General features: G+C 37.6%; 15 protein-coding genes and 1 pseudogene. 4 read left to right on the forward strand and 12 right to left on the reverse strand.

Annotated elements, in window-relative coordinates; all coding sequences use genetic code 11:
• Window positions 1–77: 77 nt before the first annotated feature.
• The 6 genes from HT689_RS01010 to HT689_RS01035 form a co-directional block, all read right to left on the reverse strand.
• Window positions 78–1,043: a substrate-binding domain-containing protein gene (locus HT689_RS01010; RefSeq protein ID WP_000691495.1), complete on the reverse strand. Its 966-nt coding sequence runs from the start codon at window positions 1,041–1,043 to the stop codon at window positions 78–80.
• 103 nt (window positions 1,044–1,146) lie between these two features.
• The gene (gene rbsC, locus HT689_RS01015; RefSeq protein WP_119943467.1) at window positions 1,147–2,091 is read right to left on the reverse strand and encodes a ribose ABC transporter permease; all 945 of its coding nucleotides are present in this window, start codon (window positions 2,089–2,091) and stop codon (window positions 1,147–1,149) included.
• A gap of 1 nt (window position 2,092) precedes the next feature.
• Window positions 2,093–3,571, reverse strand: a complete 1,479-nt coding sequence (locus HT689_RS01020) for a sugar ABC transporter ATP-binding protein (RefSeq protein WP_173225852.1) — start codon at window positions 3,569–3,571, stop codon at window positions 2,093–2,095.
• A gap of 13 nt (window positions 3,572–3,584) precedes the next feature.
• A complete protein-coding gene (rbsD, locus tag HT689_RS01025; RefSeq protein ID WP_000759835.1) occupies window positions 3,585–3,983 on the reverse strand; it encodes a D-ribose pyranase in 399 nt (132 codons plus the stop codon).
• Window positions 3,958–4,869, reverse strand: a complete 912-nt coding sequence (gene rbsK / locus HT689_RS01030; RefSeq protein ID WP_173251355.1) for a ribokinase — start codon at window positions 4,867–4,869, stop codon at window positions 3,958–3,960. The genes rbsD and rbsK overlap by 26 nt, the downstream gene beginning before the upstream one ends.
• Entirely contained in the window at window positions 4,869–5,843 is a 975-nt protein-coding gene (locus HT689_RS01035) for a LacI family DNA-binding transcriptional regulator (protein WP_173251358.1), read from the reverse strand. The genes rbsK and HT689_RS01035 overlap by 1 nt, the downstream gene beginning before the upstream one ends.
• Window positions 5,844–5,986: 143 nt before the next feature.
• On the opposite strand from HT689_RS01035, the pseudogene HT689_RS01040 reads away from it, so the two are divergent.
• Window positions 5,987–6,055, forward strand: a pseudogene (locus HT689_RS01040) (DNA-binding transcriptional regulator); the annotation flags it as partial.
• Here the strand turns inward: HT689_RS01040 and HT689_RS01045 are convergent.
• From HT689_RS01045 to HT689_RS01065, 5 genes are all read right to left on the reverse strand, one after another.
• Window positions 6,052–6,519 (reverse strand): 8-oxo-dGTP diphosphatase, encoded by a 468-nt coding sequence (locus HT689_RS01045; RefSeq protein ID WP_173251360.1) that lies wholly within the window; start codon window positions 6,517–6,519, stop codon window positions 6,052–6,054. The pseudogene HT689_RS01040 and the gene HT689_RS01045 sit on opposite strands and share 4 nt — an antisense overlap.
• Before the next feature lie 68 nt (window positions 6,520–6,587).
• Window positions 6,588–7,076: a GNAT family N-acetyltransferase gene (locus HT689_RS01050; protein WP_173225846.1), complete on the reverse strand. Its 489-nt coding sequence runs from the start codon at window positions 7,074–7,076 to the stop codon at window positions 6,588–6,590.
• 14 nt (window positions 7,077–7,090) lie between these two features.
• Window positions 7,091–7,717 carry an NAD(P)H-dependent oxidoreductase gene (locus HT689_RS01055; RefSeq protein ID WP_173225844.1) on the reverse strand — a complete coding sequence of 209 codons (627 nt, stop codon included), beginning with the start codon at window positions 7,715–7,717 and terminating at the stop codon, window positions 7,091–7,093.
• Window positions 7,718–7,726: 9 nt separating this feature from the next.
• On the reverse strand, window positions 7,727–9,715 hold the full coding sequence (gene uvrB / locus HT689_RS01060; RefSeq protein ID WP_173225842.1) for an excinuclease ABC subunit UvrB: 1,989 nt from the start codon (window positions 9,713–9,715) through the stop codon (window positions 7,727–7,729).
• A gap of 76 nt (window positions 9,716–9,791) precedes the next feature.
• Window positions 9,792–10,745 (reverse strand): CPBP family intramembrane glutamic endopeptidase, encoded by a 954-nt coding sequence (locus HT689_RS01065; protein WP_173225840.1) that lies wholly within the window; start codon window positions 10,743–10,745, stop codon window positions 9,792–9,794.
• 174 nt (window positions 10,746–10,919) lie between these two features.
• Between HT689_RS01065 and HT689_RS01070 the strand changes: the two genes are divergently transcribed.
• The 3 genes from HT689_RS01070 to zwf all read left to right on the forward strand — a co-directional run bounded on the left by HT689_RS01070 (window position 10,920) and on the right by zwf (window position 15,463).
• Window positions 10,920–13,085 (forward strand): ABC transporter substrate-binding protein/permease, encoded by a 2,166-nt coding sequence (locus HT689_RS01070; RefSeq protein ID WP_173225838.1) that lies wholly within the window; start codon window positions 10,920–10,922, stop codon window positions 13,083–13,085.
• Window positions 13,085–13,825, forward strand: a complete 741-nt coding sequence (locus HT689_RS01075) for an amino acid ABC transporter ATP-binding protein (protein ID WP_084887071.1) — start codon at window positions 13,085–13,087, stop codon at window positions 13,823–13,825. Before HT689_RS01070 ends, HT689_RS01075 begins: the two co-directional genes overlap by 1 nt.
• A gap of 150 nt (window positions 13,826–13,975) precedes the next feature.
• Window positions 13,976–15,463, forward strand: a complete 1,488-nt coding sequence (gene zwf / locus HT689_RS01080; protein ID WP_173225836.1) for a glucose-6-phosphate dehydrogenase — start codon at window positions 13,976–13,978, stop codon at window positions 15,461–15,463.
• Between the two features lie 45 nt (window positions 15,464–15,508).
• Here zwf and ftsY read toward each other — a convergent pair whose 3' ends face one another.
• The gene (gene ftsY / locus HT689_RS01085; protein ID WP_173225834.1) at window positions 15,509–16,771 is read right to left on the reverse strand and encodes a signal recognition particle-docking protein FtsY; all 1,263 of its coding nucleotides are present in this window, start codon (window positions 16,769–16,771) and stop codon (window positions 15,509–15,511) included.
• Between the last annotated feature and the right edge of the window lies 1 nt (window position 16,772).

A 16,772-nucleotide genomic window follows, 5' to 3' on the forward strand; every position in this document is an offset into this window, starting at 1 on the left:
ATAGCTCAAATAGTAACAATGATATTTAAAAACTACATTGAATGAAGATGAATAAGTACCTACTTATTGAAAATATATCACCAGTTATGTTGATCAACATTATCCTTAGTCACAAGATAAATTGGAGAAACTGTTTCTTTTTCCAGTTTTTTCCCTTGATAATGATCTATTGCTGATTGAATAGCAATTTCACCCATCTTAGCTGGTTGCTGAGCAATAGTGGCAGTAATATCACCTTTTGCAATAGCATCATGTGCATCTGGTTGACCATCAATACCAACAATTAATACATTGCTAAGACCAGCTGCTTTTACTGCTTGTGCAGCTCCTAACGCCATCTCATCATTCTGTGCAAAGATTGCTTGTACTTCTTTGTTTCCTTGAATCATATTTTGCGCTGTATTCAAAGCTTTTGCGCGATCAAAATTAGCAGATTGACTAGAAAGAACATCTAAATTTGTCTTTGAAATTTGTTCAAATCCTTTACCTCTATCTACTGTTGCAGAAGCACCAGGGACTCCTGATAATTCAAAAGTTTTTGCTTTTTCTCCCAATTGCTTGGTAATAAATTCGGCAGCCATTTTACCTGCTTCTACGTTATCAGAAGCAACAGTTGTCAAGACTTCACCACCATTACTACCGCGGTCAATTAAGATTACTGGAATATTTGCATTATTAGCAGCTTTAATAGATGTAACAATTGCATCAGAATCAACTGGATTAATTAGTAAAGCATCTACATTTTGACTAATAAAATTCTGAATATCATCTGCTTGTCTAGCAGCATCATCTTGTGCATCTGCTATCTTCAAAGTTACTTCTTTTTCTCCTGCGGCTTTTTCAAGACCATCTTTCATAGCTACAAAATAGGGATTGTTAGTAGTCGAAATAGAAACTCCTAATTTTAATTCTTTTGCCGACTTTTGAGTCGTAGATTTATTATCATTTGATGAATTTCCTAAACCAGTTTTTCCACAAGCTACTAAAGCAAAAATAAATGTTACAAACAAAGCAAAAATGCTAATTTTTTTAATAATTTTCATGTTATTACTCCTCGTAATATATATCTATAGGGATAGTTTCCATCCCGACTATTGTTCGTCATCTAATAAATTGTTGCTATTTCCAAAAAAATTGAAAATGATTCTACTGTTTTACAACTTTAAAACGATCAATCAGAACAGCAATTAAAATTACAACTCCTTTTACTACTTGCTGCCAAAATGCTGAAACACCAATAATATTAAGTCCATTATTCAAAACTCCAATAATTAAAGCACCTATTAGAGTCCCCAGTATACGACCTTTACCTCCTGATAATGAGGTTCCCCCAAGAACAACAGCTGCAATAGCATCCATTTCATAACTAGCACCTGCTGTTGGTTGAGCAGAACTTAAGCGTGATGTTATAATCAATCCAGAAATTGAAGCCATCATACCTGAAATTGAATAAATGATAATTTTCACTTTATTTAGTTTCACACCTGATATATATGCTGCTTTTTCATTCCCCCCTATAGCATACACAGATTTACCAAATGCTGTTTTATGAAGTAAAACATATAAAACAATAAATACAATAAACATAATAATTACAGGAAATGGAATTCCTACTATGTAACCTTGCCCCAAAAATTGAAATAAGAATGTATCACTTAATCCTTTTGTAATAGGATTCCCATTTGTATAAACAAGTGTTGCGCCTCTAAAAATAGTCATAGTTGCTAAAGTAACGATAAATGGAGCTAATTTCCCGTAGGAAATCAATAACCCATTCATCATCCCCAGAATGCAACCCAAAATTAAAGAGATGAGAATTGCTAACGCAACAGGCATTCCAGATCCTAATAAACCAGCTGTTAGCGCACTGGATAAGGCTAAAATTGATCCTACTGATAAATCAATTCCACCTGTTAGAATAACAAAAGTCATTCCAAAAGCAATCAGTGCATTTGATGTTACTTGCAATAGTAAATTTAACAGATTATTTGCTGTTAAAAAATTTGAATTGATAATAGTGATGACAGCCATTAAAATTATCAATGCTATTACTGTTGTCAATTCTGACATATACTTCATAGTATTTTTCACACTATTGTCCTCCTGTAGCTAGTTGCATAACTTTTTCTTGTGTAGCTTCTTGACGTGTTAATTCTCCACTAATTCTTCCTTCATGCATGACCATAATACGATCACTGACTCCGATCACTTCTGGTAAATCTGAAGATACCATAATAATCGGCACACCTCGTTCAGCCAATTCATTCATTAATTGGTAAATTTCACGCTTAGCACCAACATCTACCCCACGAGTTGGCTCATCTAGAATCAGTACTTTTGGAGCAATACCTATCCATTTTGCTAAAACTACTTTCTGTTGATTACCACCAGAAAGTGTTCCAACTTCCTTATCTGGATAACCTGATTTAATTCGTAGCCTATCTATTAAACGTTGTACAAATATACCACTTGTTTTATTATCGAAAATGCCATTTTTAACAAAATCACGAGTACTAGGTAAAGTCATATTATCTTTAATAGAAAAATCTAAAATCAATCCCTCATCTTTACGATCTTCTGTTAAGAAACCAATTCCATGCTTAATTGCTTCAAAAGGATTTTTAATTATCAGTTGTTCTTCGTTTATTATAATTTGACCAGATTTTAAAGAATCAATTCCAAAAATTGCTCGCATTATTTCAGTACGACCAGCACCCATCAAACCAGAAAAACCAAGAATTTCCCCTTGACGTACATAGAAAGAAATATCCGTAAAAGCATCACCAGAAAGATTCTTAGCTTGAAAAACAACATTCCCAATCTCAGCCTTTTTTTCTGGATAATAATCTTCTAATTCACGACCTACCATCTTCTGAACTAATTCATCCGCATTAGTTAACTTCGTTTTCTTAGTATCAATTACAAACCCATCCCTCATAACAGTTATAAGATCTGTAATCTTAAAGATTTCTTCCATCCGATGTGAAATATACACAATACCTACACCATCAGATTTTAATCCTTCTATCACTTTAAAAAGTGTTTCAGTTTCACGATCAGTTAAAGCTGCTGTGGGTTCATCCATAATTAACAAGGAAACTTCTGATAATAAACATTTTGCTATTTCTATCATTTGTTGTTGTCCGACTGATAATTGACCAATGATTGCATCGAGAGGAATAGATATATTAAGACGTTTAAATGCTTCTTTAGCTTTCCTTTCCATACTAGCTTTATCTAAAAACCCAATCGAATTTTTTATTTCTCTTCCTAAAAAAAGATTATCAAGTACAGTCATATCTGGCCAAGTATTCATTTCCTGATGAATAAAACTCAGTCCAAACCGTTCTGCCTCTTGAGGATTAGAAAATATTTTTTCTTTTCCATCAATAAAAATAGTTCCTGAAGTAGCTGGAAAAAGTCCAGTTAAAATATTCATTAAAGTTGATTTGCCTGCACCATTCTCTCCCATTAAAGCATGAACTTCTCCTGAATTAAGAACCAAATCAATACTTTCTAAAACACGATTATTCCCAAAAGATTTTGAAATGTTCTTCATTTCAATTTTCATAGGCAACCCCCTTCTAAATAATAACTCCTGATTGCAAGATTATATTCGAATATGGTGTATCTTCCCCAGTGCGAATAACTGCCTTAACTTTAGTATTCATAGCTTTCAATTCTTCATGACTAATATATTCAATAATTATATTCGATCCTAAAAGATCTAGAACTGCTTGCCACTGTTCTTTGTTTTTTTCCTTAATTTCTTCTGCTAAGAAAATTTTTTCAATAAGTACATGATCTGAATATTCTTTTAAAACTTCTAAAAAACTTGGACTACCTTTTCTTAATGCTAAATCAATTTTATCAACACCTTTTGGAACTGGCAATCCTAAATCTCCGATACAAACCAAATCCATATGACCTAAATCATCAGCTAGTTTTGCTATATTACTATTTAAAATCCCATATTTCTTCATATCCTGAATGCTCCTTTATTTCTTTCAAACTCGGCATGCCTCCTTGCGCTCCAAATCTTTGAACAGAAAGATGTGAAGCAATTGTTGCAAAGGACAATGCAACATTCATCTCTTTTCCTTTTGAGATAGCATAAGCAAAAGCACCATTAAATGTATCTCCTGCTCCTGTAGTATCAACTACTTCTGCTTTTATAGCAGGAATCTTCTGAACTACTGCCCCATCATAATAAATGGAACCTTCAACTCCTAATGTCACAATCATTTTATTAGGATAAATTTTAATAATTTCTTCTAATTTCTTATCTGGAAAAAGCTCTGAACATTCATGCTCATTAGGAGTAATAAAATCACAAAAAGGAATCATCTCTATATCTGTTTCTCTAGCTGGTGCAGGATTGTAAAGCACCTTAACTTTATTTTCTTGGCAAAATTTAGCTATAGATAGATTGGCTTCATGTGGTATTTCATTCTGTAATACAACAATACTTGCATCACTAATCAATTCCCACTCATTTTTCCAATCATTTGTTTTAACTAAATTATTCGCTCCGGGATAATAAATAATCCTATTATCACCTCCATATAAAGTAATTTGTGCAACTCCCGTAAATTGTGGTACCGTTCCCACATGTTCTGTAGAAATATTATTATTTTGCAGATTACTTAGTAAATCTGCTGAAAAAATATCTTCTCCGACGTTTCCAAATATGTAAATATTATCTTCTACACTGGATAATCTACCAATAGCTACAGCTTGATTTGCACCTTTTCCACCTGGAACTATATTAAACGAATCCCCAAAAATCGTTTCACCTCCTTCTGGAATCCTTTTTGTTCTCATAACTAAGTCTATTGAAATACTTCCAACAACAACAATTTTACTCATTACTTTCTCCTTAATGTATTTCTTTCTACGTATCTAACAGGTAGTTTAATTTTAGCTTCATCTATAGAGAACTTATTTGCCATATTATAGATTAGCTTTGCAGCCTGTTCTCCCATTTTATATGATGATTGGTGAATAGTTGATAAAGAAGGGTAAATAAATTGACTAAGTACAATATCATCATAACCAATGATTTGAATATCATCTGGAATTTTTTTCCCAATTGCTAAAATTTCATGAATATAAGCTATTGCATGAATATCAGAAGGTGCTATAATACTATCAATATTTGGATTTCTTTTTAGATTCTCTTTAGCTTCTTTTTGAATTTTTTTAAAGTCAAACGTTTCACTTTCTTCAATACGAATCTCTAAAGATTTATTCCTCAAATAGTTTAAACTTGCTTCAAACCGTTCCGCGATATTCTCGGCTTTATCATCTAAAACTTTAATAATCAGAACTTGTTTAGCACCTGCATTACAGATTGCTTCAGCAGCCAAACGACCACCTGACTGATTATCAGAAAAAACACCGTAACCTGTATCTTTACTAATTCGGTCAACTACAACAACAGGTAATGATAAATCCGGATATTCTTTTGTGAAGTCATGTGTAGTAATAATGCCAGCAGCATTTGTTTTTAACAGTAAATTAACATATTCACTCAAAGATTCTTGGTCTGAAATCGTACCAACCATAATTCTATAACCTTTATCTTTCAAATATGATTCAGCGCCTCGAACCAATCTTGGGAAGAAGGGATTTGAAATATCTGGTAATAAGAGTCCTACCATTTGGTTTTTTTTAGTTTTCAAAGATTGTGCTAATACATTTGGTGTGTAATTTAATTTTTTAATCGCATTTTTTATTTTCTCTCTCGCATCATCTCCAACATAACCTTTTTTTGATATATATCTTGAAACCGTTGATTTTGATACTCCAGCTTCTTCAGCAACCTGTTTTATTGTAGTCATCATTCCTCCTTCTTACGTTGTGGAACCGTTCCCTTATTCTATAGTAAACGTTTTCTTTTGATTTGTCAATACTTTTCTAAAAATATTTTAAATTTATTTCAGAGTACATATATTTTTCCAAATATATTATTACTATTACACAAGAAACACAACAAGACCTCCACTATATCGAGGAGGCCTTGGAGCAGCTCGGTTATTTAGTAAAAGACTAGAAGATTTTCTTTTCCCAGCCATCTTCTGTACGATGGCGGTAGAAAAACTCTGACTTGTCGGGAGCTTCCATCATCTCCATCAAGGGTAACATATCATAGGCCAGATCCAAGTTTGGAATCTGGTCTTTTTGCACCCAAGAAACTTCTCCCTCTTCTGAAGATTGAAGGGTACCAGAGAACTCAGTCGCCTTATAACAAATGACAATATAGCGCCCACCTGTATCTAGTGGCCAATTTTTAATACCGACAAGTTGAGGATTTTGGATAGTCAATCCTGTTTCTTCATAGATTTCACGAATGACTGACTCTGCAAAAGACTCGCCATTTTCTACATGACCTCCTGGAAAGGCATAACCAGACCAGCGATTGTTTTCAGGAGCGCGATACTGCATCACCACGCGCTGGTTTTCTAGGTCTTCAATCAGACAAATATTTGTTAAAATCGTTAATTGGGAACGGGACATGGATTTACTCGCTTTCTAATTTATTAAATTTTCAGACTTGGTACCATATTAGCTTTTACTTTTGAGAATTATTTAGAATAGAACACCATCCGTTTTTCCTTTATAGGCTTTCCAAGTTCAAGGATTTTTTCTTGGCCATCAAAAGTAAAACCCATTTTTTGATAGAAAGCAATGGCGCGCTTATTATCTTTCAATACCCATAAGAAAATTTCAGAAAAATGATCAAGAGCAGTCAAAGCTGCTCTCACTAACTTTTGTGCAATGCCTTTTCCGTAATAGTCTTTTAAAACATATAAAGCAATAATTTCACCAGCTTGAATAGTCTCATCACGAAAATTACCATAACTGATAAAACCAACCACCTTCACGCCATCCATCGCAATCAATGTATTTTCTGGATACTTTTGACTAAAGAATCGGCATCTTTCTAATGTCATTGTCTCCTGAAATTCTGCAGGCAAAAGGTTATCATAAGCCTCTCTCCACGTTTGCCAGTGAACGAGGGATTTATCTTCTATCTCTTCAGGAGTTTCCATTGATTTGATAATAACCGTCATTTGTTTTCTTCTCCTTAATTCAACACCCTAACTTCCTTTGCCACTTTTTGTAGAAATTTTTGTCTTGTTGAACTTGTATTTACTTCACGGCCTAACTCTCCTAAGATTGAAACCCTCTTTGTTTTTATGCCACAGTGATTCAATACAGCATTCTTTAATACCGATATTCCATAACTGTCTGGAATGTTAATAGGACCTGAAAATACTTTGTACCACCAAGTTGGTGCCATAGAAGTTGCATAGATACTAGCTGTTTTTCCTTTTAGTAACTTTTTGAACTGTCTACCTCTCAAGTAGTTCAAAATAAAGCTTCCTCGATTATTTGCAGAGTATGCAATGCCTGGCGTAAAAACACGATCAATCCAGCCCTTCAATAGACTAGGCATACTACTCCACCAAATAGGATAAACAAAAATGAAATGATCTGCCCACTGGATTAATGATTGAGAGCGTAGAATAAACGGATCGTCCTCCATCCTTTGCCGATAACCATAACGTAAAACAGGATCAAACTCTTCCTCATTAAGATTAATCACTTCAAGTTCATGTCTCTTTGAGTCTATACTTTCTACAATCGTTTGAAAAATTGCTTGACAGTAACTTTCTTTATCAGGATGTCCATTAATAACTAAAATATTCATAAAATTCCCCTAATCCAACGCCTTGACTTCCAGCATCATATCACGAATCTGAGCTGCTAGTTCAAAGTCAAGCACTTCGACGGCTTCTTGCATTTGTTTTTCCAGTTTCTTAACAAGTTCTTTGCGTTCTTGTTTGTTGAGACTATTGATATCGACCTCTTTTTCTTCTTCCTTAGCAACTGCCTTGGTCACGGCAATCAGGTCACGGATTTCTTTCTTGATTGTCTGAGGCACAATACCGTGTTCTTCATTATAAGCCATCTGGATTTTGCGACGGCGGGCCGTTTCATCGATAGCACGTTGCATAGACTGGGTCACAGTGTCCGCATACATAATGACATGTCCCTCACTATTACGAGCAGCACGACCAATGGTCTGGATGAGTCCACGCTCGTTACGAAGGAAACCTTCTTTGTCAGCATCGAGAATGGCAACTAAGCTTACCTCAGGAACGTCAATCCCTTCACGGAGGAGGTTGATTCCGACCAAGACATCAAAGACACCCAAACGCAGGTCACGGATAATCTCTGTCCGCTCTAAAGTCTTGATATCCGAGTGCATGTACTTGACCTTGATGCCCATTTCCTTGAAGTAGTCGGTTAAGTCCTCTGCCATTTTCTTGGTCAAAGTGGTGATAAAGGTACGCTCATTTTTCTCAACACGGGCATTGATTTCACCTAAGAGGTCATCAATCTGTCCCATAGTCGGACGAACTTCCACCTCAGGATCCAAGAGTCCCGTTGGACGAATGATTTGCTCAATCACTGTCTCAGTCTGTTCATTTTCATAGTCACCAGGTGTCGCTGAAACGTAAACAATCTGATGGACATGACTCTCAAACTCCTCCCGACGGAGAGGACGATTGTCCAAAGCTGATGGCAAGCGGAAACCATAATTCACCAGCATTTCCTTACGAGAACGGTCTCCATTGTACATGCCCTTGATTTGCCCCATGGTCATGTGGCTCTCATCAATCATAATTAAGAAATCATCTGGGAAGAAGTCGAGAAGGGTATAAGGAGGCTCACCCTCACTACGTCCATCCATGTGGCGTGAATAGTTTTCAACCCCGTTGGTGTAGCCCATCTCACGCAGCATTTCGATATCGTACTCTGTCCGTTGTTTCAAGCGCTGGGCTTCAAGCAATTTGCCTTCCTTTTCAAAGACAGCTAGTTGCTCTTCCAACTCTGCTTGAATCTTAGCAATGGCAACTTCCATGTGGTCGTCATTGGTCACAAAGTGAGTAGCTGGGAAAATCGCCAAATGATCCACTTCTCCCAATACCTGACCTGTCAGAGCTTCCACTTCACGAATACGATCAATTTCGTCTCCAAAAAATTCTACTCGAAAGGCATGCTCATCACGGGAAGCTGGGAAAATCTCCACCACATCCCCACGCACACGAAATCTTCCCCGTTGGAAATCAATATCATTACGTTCAAACTGGATGTCAACTAATTCATTCAAGAGTTTATCACGAGAAATTTCAAGACCTGGACGCAGACTCACAACACTGTCAGCGTATTCCTTGGGCGAACCCAAACCATAGATACAAGAGACAGAAGCCACGACGATAACATCGTTACGCTCAAGAAGGGCTGAAGTAGCTGAGTGGCGGAGCTTGTCAATCTCGTCATTGACAGAACTATCCTTCTCAATATAGGTATCACTAGAAGGGACATAGGCCTCAGGTTGGTAATAATCATAGTAAGACACAAAGTACTCAACAGCATTCTCAGGGAAAAATTCCTTAAACTCCCCATAAAGTTGTCCTGCCAGAGTTTTATTGTGGGCAATGACCAGAGTTGGTTTACTGACTTTAGAAATGACCTGACTCATGGTATAGGTCTTCCCTGTTCCGGTCGCCCCCATCAGAATCTGAGCTTTTTCTCCACCCTCGATATTATCAACCAACTGCTCGATAGCTTGGGGTTGATCTCCTGATGGTTGATATTTTGATACTAGTTTAAATTGATTATCTGTAATGCGATTGATCATAAGAATCCTCTCTCGATGTGCTATTCCTATTTTAGCATACTTGTAGCATTTTCACGAAGAAAAGGACGGACCGAAGTCACATCCTTTCATTTTCTTTCTTTAATTGATAAGCGAGATAAAGAATCAGCACAAACAAAATAATACTGGACACGATGGAACCCTCAATACCAAAAGACCCACCAGAAAGCCAGTCTTGATTGCCTTGTGGAGTAAATTTCATGATTGAGGTTCCTGAAGACTGACCACTAACTAATACTCCAAAGAGGTTTCCCTGTGCGAAATTCCAAGCTCCATGAATACCACCTATACCCCATATAGTATCTGTTTTAAGAAGATATAGGGACATGGCAACTCCGAATAAAAAGAGATCAATTGCAGATAAGAAAGTTATGCCTGGATTTCCTAAATGAAGTAAGGTAAAGAGACTACTAGATATGATAATAGCGACTTTAAGATTAGTTCTCTTAGCCAATTGTGGAATCAGCCAAGCACGAGTAACCAATTCTTCTGCCGTTCCTTGTAAAATCCAAAAAGGTATTGTAAATAAAGTAAAAGCTAGCGAATAAGTATCCAAGTGAATGGAGTCAAATTGATACTGCCCCAACACTACTAGTCCAGCCAAAGCAAGTATAAAGAGGGATAGACCAAGACCGTATCCTTTAAATAAGGCACTTAAAAAATTTTCTTTATAGAATCCCAAGGTTCGAATCGGTCTTTTCTCTACTTTTCTAGTCCATCTAAACACAGTTAAGATGATAAAACCAAAGGACAATAATTCAAATATTAAATGGATGTCACTTGTTTTATCAGATAAATTCTGAAATAACATTTGAAGGAAATCTGCAATTCTTTGACCACCCATACCAAGATTGCCAAATAGCCCGATCAATGCTAAAAAACTAAGGCCAAAAAATAGAGAAGATATGAACTCAGATATATAGACGAAAAATAGAGCTAACAAGGGGCTTGTGTAAATGTTTAAACTCATTTTTGAAGTTTGGAAGTCTTTAAATATTCTTTTGTTCTTCATATCTCTGTCCTCTTTTCTTCTATTATATACTATTATTATAGCACTTTGTGGTAGCAGTTCAAGAAAGAAAGAAAAGAAAAACAATGTTACATTTTCTGACACAAAAATATAAAAATTTGCCTTTTTTTACTTTTTCTGATATAATAGAAAAATATTCGGAAAAGGAGACTAAAAATGAAGAAAAAATTTCTAGCATTTTTGCTAATTTTATTCCCAATTTTCTCATTAGGTATTGCAAAAGCAGAGACGATTAAGATTGTGTCTGATACCGCCTATGCACCTTTTGAGTTTAAAGATTCAGATCAAACTTATAAAGGAATTGATGTTGACATTATTAACAAAGTCGCAGAGATTAAAGGATGGAATATTCAGATGTCCTATCCTGGATTTGATGCAGCGGTCAATGCGGTTCAAGCTGGTCAAGCTGACGCTATCATGGCAGGGATGACAAAGACGAAAGAACGTGAAAAAGTCTTCACCATGTCTGATACTTACTATGATACAAAAGTTGTCATTGCAACTACAAAGGCACACAAAATTAGCAAGTACGACCAATTAACTGGCAAAACTGTTGGTGTTAAAAACGGAACAGCCGCTCAACGTTTCCTTGAAACAATCAAAGATAAATACGGCTTCACTATTAAAACATTTGACACTGGTGATTTGATGAACAACAGCTTGAGTGCTGGTGCCATCGATGCCATGATGGATGACAAACCTGTTATAGAGTATGCCATTAACCAAGGGCAAGACCTCCATATTGAAATGGATGGGGAAGCTGTAGGTAGCTTTGCTTTCGGTGTTAAAAAAGGAAGCAAATACGAGCACCTAGTTACTGAATTTAACCAAGCCTTGGCTGAAATGAAAAAAGATGGTAGTCTTGATAAAATCATTAAGAAATGGACTGCTTCATCATCTTCAGCAGTGCCAACTACAACTACTCTAGCAGGATTAAAAGCCATTCCTGTTAAAGCTAAATACATTATTGCCAGCGATTCTTCTTTTGCACCTTTTGTTTTCCAAAACTCAAGTAACCAATTTACTGGTATTGATATGGAATTGATTAAGGCAATCGCTAAAGACCAAGGTTTTGAAATTGAAATCACCAACCCTGGTTTCGATGCTGCTATCAGTGCTGTTCAAGCTGGACAAGCTGATGGTATCATTGCTGGTATGTCTGTCACAGATGCTCGTAAGGCAACTTTTGACTTCTCAGAATCCTACTACACTGCCAATACTATCCTTGGTGTCAAAGAATCAAGCACCATTGCTTCTTATGAAGATTTAAAAGGGAAGACAGTTGGTGTTAAAAACGGAACGGCTTCTCAAACCTTCCTAACAGAAAATCAAAGCAAATACGGCTACAAAATCAAAACCTTCGCTGATGGTTCATCAATGTATGACAGTTTAAATACTGGTGCCATCGATGCGGTTATGGATGATGAGCCTGTTCTCAAATATTCTATCAGCCAAGGACAAAAATTGAAAACTCCAATCGCTGGAACTCCAATCGGTGAAACAGCCTTTGCCGTTAAAAAAGGATCAAATCCAGAACTGATTGAAATGTTCAATAACGGACTTGCAAACCTTAAAGCAAACGGAGAATTCCAAAAGATTCTTGACAAATACCTAGCTAGTGAGTCATCAACTGCTTCAACAAGCACTGTTGACGAAACAACTATCTGGGGCTTGCTTCAAAACAACTACAAACAGCTCCTTAGTGGCCTTGGTATCACTCTTGCTCTAGCTCTTATCTCATTTGCTATTGCCATTGTCATCGGGATTATCTTCGGTATGTTTAGTGTCAGCCCCTACAAATCTCTTCGTGTGATCTCTGAGATTTTCGTTGATGTCATTCGTGGTATCCCATTGATGATTCTTGCAGCCTTCATCTTCTGGGGAATTCCAAATTTCATCGAGTCTATCACAGGACAACAAAGTCCAATTAACGACTTTGTAGCTGGTACCATTGCCCTATCGCTCAATGCGGCTGCTTATATCGCTGAGATCGTTCGTGGTGGTATTCAGGCTGTTCCGGTTGGTCAAATGGAAGCCAGCCGAAGCTTGGGTATCTCTTATGGAAAAACCATGCGTAAGATTATCTTGCCACAAGCAACTAAATTGATGTTGCCAAACTTTGTTAACCAATTCGTTATCGCTCTTAAAGATACAACCATCGTATCTGCTATCGGTTTGGTTGAACTCTTCCAAACTGGCAAGATTATCATCGCCCGTAACTACCAAAGTTTCAAGATGTATGCAATCCTTGCTATCTTCTATCTTGTAATTATCACACTTTTGACTAAACTAGCGAAACGCTTAGAAAAGAGGATTCGTTAATGGCAAAATTAAAAATTGATGTAAATGATTTACACAAAAGCTACGGAAAAAATGAAGTTTTAAAAGGAATTACGACCAAGTTCTATGAAGGAGATGTTGTTTGTATCATTGGTCCTTCAGGTTCTGGTAAGTCAACTTTCCTTCGTAGCCTAAATCTTTTGGAAGAAGTTACTAGCGGTCACATCACTGTGAACGGTTATGACTTAACTGAAAAAACAACCAACGTTGACCACGTCCGTGAAAATATCGGAATGGTGTTCCAACACTTCAATCTCTTCCCACACATGTCTGTATTGGACAACATCACCTTTGCTCCTATTGAGCACAAGTTGATGACTAAGGAAGAAGCTGAAAAATTGGGAATGGAATTGCTTGAAAAGGTTGGACTAGCAGATAAAGCTAATGCTAACCCAGATAGCCTATCAGGTGGTCAAAAACAACGTGTGGCCATCGCTCGTGGACTTGCAATGAATCCAGACATCATGCTCTTTGATGAACCAACTTCTGCCCTTGACCCTGAGATGGTTGGAGACGTACTAAACGTTATGAAGGAATTGGCTGAGCAAGGCATGACCATGATTATCGTAACCCATGAGATGGGATTTGCTCGTCAGGTTGCCAACCGCGTTATCTTTACTGCAGATGGCGAGTTCCTTGAAGACGGAACACCTGATCAAATCTTTGACAACCCACAACACCCACGTCTGAAAGATTTCTTGGATAAGGTCTTAAACGTCTAAACTCAAACTGTAAGGATTTCCTTGCAGTTTTTTTCTATCTCGTATTGGATTTTTTGATTTTTCGGAAAATTATGTTAGAATTAAGTTTATGAAATGAGGTTTCCTCATACCTAGCAAGACTAGGAATAAAAATAGAAATTAGGTAGCTAGATGTCATCTAAGGTTATTGTTACAATTTTCGGTGCGAGTGGAGACCTGGCTAAACGCAAGCTCTACCCTTCCCTATTTAGACTATATAAATCCGGCAATCTTTCCGAGCACTTTGCTGTCATTGGAACTGCCCGTCGTCCTTGGAGTAAGGAATATTTTGAATCTGTTGTAGTCGAATCGATCCTTGATTTGGCAGATAGTACCGAACAGGCTCAAGAATTCGCTAGCCACTTCTACTATCAAAGTCATGATGTCAATGATACGGAACACTACATTGCTTTGCGTCAATTGCAGGCTGAACTAAATGACAAGTACCAAGCTGAACACAACAAGCTCTTCTTCTTGTCTATGGCACCTCAGTTCTTTGGAACTATCGCCAAACACCTCAAGTCTGAAAACATTGTGGATGGTAAAGGTTTTGAACGCTTAATCGTTGAAAAACCATTTGGTACAGATTATGCAACTGCAAGCAAGTTGAATGACGAACTCTTGGCAACATTTAACGAAGAACAAATTTTCCGTATCGACCATTATCTTGGTAAGGAAATGATCCAAAGTATCTTTGCAGTTCGCTTTGCAAACCTGATTTTTGAAAATGTTTGGAACAAGGATTTTATCGACAATGTTCAAATTACCTTTGCAGAGCGCTTGGGTGTAGAAGAACGTGGTGGCTACTATGACCAATCTGGTGCCCTCCGTGATATGGTACAAAACCATACTTTGCAACTTCTTTCTCTTCTTGCCATGGATAAGCCAGCAAGCTTCACAAAAGACGAGATCCGTGCCGAAAAGATTAAGGTCTTTAAAAACCTCTATCATCCAACGGATGAAGAGCTTAAAGAACACTTTATCCGTGGTCAATACCGTTCAGGTAAGATTGATGGCATGAAATATATCTCTTATCGTAGCGAGCCAAATGTGAATCCAGAATCTACAACTGAAACCTTTGCATCTGGTGCCTTCTTTGTGGACAGTGATCGCTTCCGTGGTGTTCCTTTCTTCTTCCGCACTGGTAAACGTCTGACTGAAAAAGGAACTCATGTCAACATCGTCTTTAAACAAATGGACTCTATCTTTGGAGAACCACTTGCTCCAAACATTTTGACCATCTATATCCAACCAACAGAAGGCTTCTCTCTTAGCCTAAATGGGAAGCAAGTAGGAGAAGAATTTAACTTGGCTCCTAACTCACTTGATTACCGTACAGATGCGACTGCAACTGGTGCTTCTCCAGAACCATACGAAAAATTGATTTATGACGTCTTAAATAACAACTCAACAAACTTTAGCCACTGGGATGAAGTTGGTGCGTCATGGAAATTGATTGACCGTATCGAAGAACTCTGGGCTGAAAATGGTGCCCCACTTCATGACTATAAAGCTGGAAGCATGGGACCTCAAGCAAGCTTTGACTTACTTGAAAAATTCGGTGCCAAATGGACTTGGCAACCAGATATCGCCTATCGTCAAGATGGTCGTTTAGAATAAAAAAATTTCCTGCAAGTTTGTATCTTGCAGGATTTTTGCTTCTGATTAGATTAAGCCTTCCAAGAGACCCTTCATAAAGTTTTCTGAGTTAAACTCTCCAATATCATCTATTTTTTCACCAAAACCAATCAATTTTACAGGAATATTGAGTTCTTCACGGATAGCTAGAACCACACCACCTCGAGCTGTTCCGTCAATCTTAGTCAAGACAATTCCTGTCAAAGGAGTGATTTTCGAAAATTCTTTGGCCTGTACCAGGGCATTTTGACCTGTTGATGCATCAAGTGCCAAGAAGGTTTCATGGGGTGCTTCTGGCACAACACGTTTAATGATGCGACCAATCTTTTCCAACTCAGCCATAAGGTTTTCCTTGTTTTGCAAACGACCAGCTGTATCAATCATAAGAATATCGATACCCTCAGCCACGGCACGTTCCATACCATCAAAAACCACACTGGCTGGGTCAGCTTTTTCAGGTCCAGTTACTACTGGAACATCAACACGACGGCCCCATTCAGCTAGCTGTGCTACTGCTCCTGCACGGAAGGTATCTGCCGCAACCAACATGACCTTCTTACCAGCTTGTTTAAAACGGTGGGCTAGTTTCCCGATAGAGGTTGTTTTCCCGACACCATTAACCCCAACAAAGAGCATGACTGTCAAGCCATCTTGGAAATGGATACTTTCATCGTAGTTGCCATCCTTTTCATACAGCTCAACCAATTTCTCAATGATGACGCGACGAAGTACGTCAGGTTTCTTGGCGTTTTCGAGCTTGGCTTCGTAGCGTAGCTCCTCAGTTAAGTTAGAAGCGACTTGGACACCAACGTCACTCATGATCAGCAGTTCTTCCAATTCCTCGAAGAATTCTTCGTCAACAGAGCGAAAGTTAGCAAAGAAGGCGTTCAAGCGAGCACCGAAGCCCGTACGAGTCTTCTTAAGACTGCGATCATATTTTTCCTGAACGGTTTCTTCTGCTTGAGGAGTTTCTGGTTCAAGCACTTCAGAATTATTTTCTTCCACAGCTTCTTCAAGCTCAGGGTTCTCTTCCTCTGCGACTTCTTCTTGTTGAACTTCTACAACTGGCTCTAAATTCTTATTTTCTTCAACTGTATCTTGGATTTCCTCTTCTTGGAGCACAGCTTGTTCAACAATTTCAACTTCTGCTTCTTCTTGAGAAACTTCCTCAGCTTCTGTAAGGGCAGTCTCAGTAGCTTCAGATAAATCAAGATTTTCCAGAGCTTCTTTTACAACTTCTTCGATTTTAGGTTCTTCTTTTTTTCCGAATAGACGGTCAAACAATCCCATA

The sequence above is a fragment of the Streptococcus sp. 2342 genome (genome assembly GCF_013276795.1).
Classification (GTDB): domain Bacteria; phylum Bacillota; class Bacilli; order Lactobacillales; family Streptococcaceae; genus Streptococcus.